The sequence below is a fragment of the Chryseobacterium sp. KMC2 genome (assembly GCF_016756935.1).
Taxonomy (GTDB): Bacteria; Bacteroidota; Bacteroidia; order Flavobacteriales; family Weeksellaceae; genus Chryseobacterium; species Chryseobacterium rhizosphaerae.
Genome location: NZ_JAESIT010000046.1, coordinates 1 through 3,193 on the forward strand (window position 1 = coordinate 1; position 3,193 = coordinate 3,193).

Genomic DNA, 3,193 nt, shown 5'->3' on the forward strand with positions numbered 1-3,193 from the left:
CCTGCCGTAAGAATGGAGTAGTTGAGGGCTGTTCGGGTTGCTATTTTCATAATTGTGAAGCAAAGATAAATCCTACTCCCGGTTTGGTGTGAATAAGTTTTTGATCAAAATCTTTATCAATTTTTTTCCTTAGATAGGCAATGTATACATCAATATAATTAGTCCCTGTGTCAAAATGATTGCCCCAGACATTCTCAGCAATTTCTTCACGGGTTAAAATTCTTTCCGCATTGCTCATCAGGAAAATAAGCAGTTTAAATTCTTTTGGAGTAAGCTCAATTTCTTTTTCATTTCGGAAGACTCTGTTGATTTTTTTATCAACCCTTAATTCATGATACTCAAGGTCCGTTAAATACGCTTCTTTATTTTTGATGGATCTTCTCTGTAAGATGGCTTTTATCCTGACAAAAAGCTCCCTTATTTCAAATGGTTTCACCATATAATCATCCGCCCCGGCATCAAATCCTTCAATTTTTTCATCAATGGTCCCTAAAGCGGTCAGCATAATGATGGGCAGGTCAGGATATTTTTGTTTAATCCATTTACTGAGTTCTATCCCATTCATCTTGGGAAGCATAATATCAGTGATGGCAAGATCAAATGTTATTTTATTCAGTAAAACAATAGCATCTTCTGCATCTTCCGAAATATAAACCTGATATTCCTGGCTTTCCAGCCCCCTTTTTAAAAGGCTAGAAACACGTGAATTATCTTCTATAATTAAAATTTTCATAAGGAAATATATAGGACTTTGACCATGTTTTTTTTGTGAAATATATATTTTCAAAAGACTGATTCCCAGTCCTCCCTGAAGCCCTGTACAAAGGTATTTCATATTTTCCTTTTATAAGAAAAGATTAACCTTTTTAATAGTTTTCTATAAGGTTTCTAATAGATTTCTAATAGCAATGCTGTCTTTCCGGATTTAATTTTGTCCCGTTGAAATCAACAAAAAACTAAGAATAGAAAAATATGAATACTAAATCTTTCAGAGCCGGAATTGTTTTAATTTCCTTATTGGGAATGATGGGGAAATTAGAAGCTCAGAAAAAAAATGATTTTAATAATCCGGGATTAACGCATTACTTCAATGAAGAACATTCAAGATATATCTCCCTGAGTGGCTATGCAGAATTATGGGCCAGGTATACGCAGCTTAATCCGGGGAGTCTTGTCAATAACGAGGCGAAATCTGAGCTGTCTGACCTGTCCCTTCGCAGAGTTCGGGTAAAAATGACGTACAAACCTACTGAGAAATTAATGTTTGTGCTGCAGGGAGGAACTACCAATGTGAATGTGAATGCCAAAGGAAGCAATTATTTTGATCTTCTGGATGCTTACGCAGAATACTCCTTTAATGATAAAATTGCTTTCGGTGCTGGGCGTTCCACATGGAGAGGTCTTTCCAGGTTTACGACAGGACCTTTGAATACACTGTTATATGACCTTCCGGCCTATGCAACATCCAATGCCGGTGCTACAGATTATACTGTAAGAGAGTTGAGTGCTTATATTAAGGGGCAGCTTGGAAAATTTGATTACCGCTTGGTGGTAGCAGATCCCTATACAATGGCCACTTCAGATCCTAAATATAATGTAGCTTCTTTTAGTAAAAATGCTCCGGGTAAAGATTTTTCAGGATATTTCAGGTATGCTTTTTTAGATAAAGAAAATATATCCACTCCTTTTAATTCTGGGACATACGTAGGAAAAAAGAATGTGTTGAGCCTGGGGGCAGGTTTTGATTACATTCATAATGCATTATGGCATCAGGATGCCAGCAAAAATACAGTGAATGACGATATGAAGAGTGTTGCTGTAGATATATTTTATGATGCTCCGCTTAATAAAGAAAAGGGAACCTCTATCAGCGCTTATGGAATGGCAATGCATAACGATTATGGACCTAATTATATCCGCTATGTAGGAACAAATAATCCTGCTACTTCTGTAGATGTTACCCAGGCCAGTCTTAACGGTGCGGGAAATGCAATGCCTGTTATAGGAACGGGAAATACCTATTATGTACAATTGGGAGGAACACTGCCTTATCTGGATAAAGAAAAGAAAAACCTTCAGCTTCAGCCTGCGGTGGGTATGCAGCTGTCCGACTTAAAGGGACTTCATGATAATGCTGTAATCTACGATGCCGGAATATCATTATTGATGAACGGAATGTCATCAAGACTAACCTTTGATGCCCAAAACAGACCTGTGTATGCAAACGATGCTTCTAACAATGCTGTAGTGTCTGACCGGAAATGGCAGTTTGTACTGAAATACAGAATTGATTTTAATTAAAAATGAGATACTATGGAAAGACGAAAGTTTTTATTCCGCTCAGTTCAGGCTTCGGCCTTACTTCTGATCTCCGGAACTATGTTGGCCTCTGCCTTACCGATGTTTAACCCCACAAAAAAGAAAAAAGTGTACTTCCATTATTTGTTGTTCTGGCTTAGAAAAGATCTTTCTGAAGCTGATGTTAAAGAATTTGAGAATTTTTTTGAAGGTCTTAAAAAGCTTCCTTATCAGAAAAATCTCCGTTACGGAAAACCTGCTGCCTCCAGTCCGAGAAGTGTTTTAGATAATACATTTACATATAATGCTTCTATGGAATTTGATAGTTTAGAAGAACTGGAAGCCTATGGAAAACTTCCCGAACATCTTGCTTTAGTTCAAAAATACAAACCATTCTTCGAAAGAATGTTAGTGTATGATACTGTTTACAATTAAAAATAAAAATTTAAATTTATAATGAAAAATTTCATCAAAGGCTTGAGCCTTGTTTTAGCATTAAGCACTGTAGGACTTATGAATGCACAACATAAAAACCATAAAAGCGTGAGTGTCACTCCAGAAACTTCCACTGAATTTATTCCTGCCGTAAGATTGGTCAATAACCCTGATGGGTCATGCTCATTTGAAAAAGGTAAGATCCCCACTCTAAAACACATGAATACAACTACCTTCTGGATGAGTAATAAGACAGAAGAATGGGAGAAAAATGCACATCCCGCCCCAAGAAGGCAATATGTAATCACCATCAAAGGGAATATCAGATTTAAAGTAACAGATGGTTCAACATTTATAATCAAACCAGGAGTTGTTCTTTTGGCTGAAGATCTTAAAGGAACCGGACATAGCTGGGATATGGTGAAAAGTAAAGAATGGGAAAGACTTTATATTCCTATTG

General features: G+C 36.8%; 4 protein-coding genes. 3 read left to right on the plus strand and 1 reads right to left on the minus strand.

Annotation, left to right across the window (positions count from 1 at the left end; genetic code table 11):
- Positions 1 to 46: 46 nt before the first annotated feature.
- Positions 47 to 733 (minus strand): response regulator transcription factor, encoded by a 687-nt coding sequence (locus JML65_RS23690; protein ID WP_202272606.1) that lies wholly within the window; start codon positions 731 to 733, stop codon positions 47 to 49.
- A 239-nt stretch (positions 734 to 972) separates the two neighbouring features.
- On the opposite strand from JML65_RS23690, the gene JML65_RS23695 reads away from it, so the two are divergent.
- The 3 genes from JML65_RS23695 to JML65_RS23705 all read left to right on the plus strand — a co-directional run.
- The gene (locus tag JML65_RS23695) at positions 973 to 2,301 is read left to right on the plus strand and encodes a hypothetical protein (protein WP_202272600.1); all 1,329 of its coding nucleotides are present in this window, start codon (positions 973 to 975) and stop codon (positions 2,299 to 2,301) included.
- Positions 2,302 to 2,313: 12 nt separating this feature from the next.
- Positions 2,314 to 2,733 (plus strand): Dabb family protein, encoded by a 420-nt coding sequence (locus tag JML65_RS23700; protein ID WP_202272602.1) that lies wholly within the window; start codon positions 2,314 to 2,316, stop codon positions 2,731 to 2,733.
- 21 nt (positions 2,734 to 2,754) lie between these two features.
- Positions 2,755 to 3,193 (plus strand): hypothetical protein (locus JML65_RS23705; RefSeq protein ID WP_202272604.1); only part of this gene is annotated, 439 nt, incomplete at its 3' end.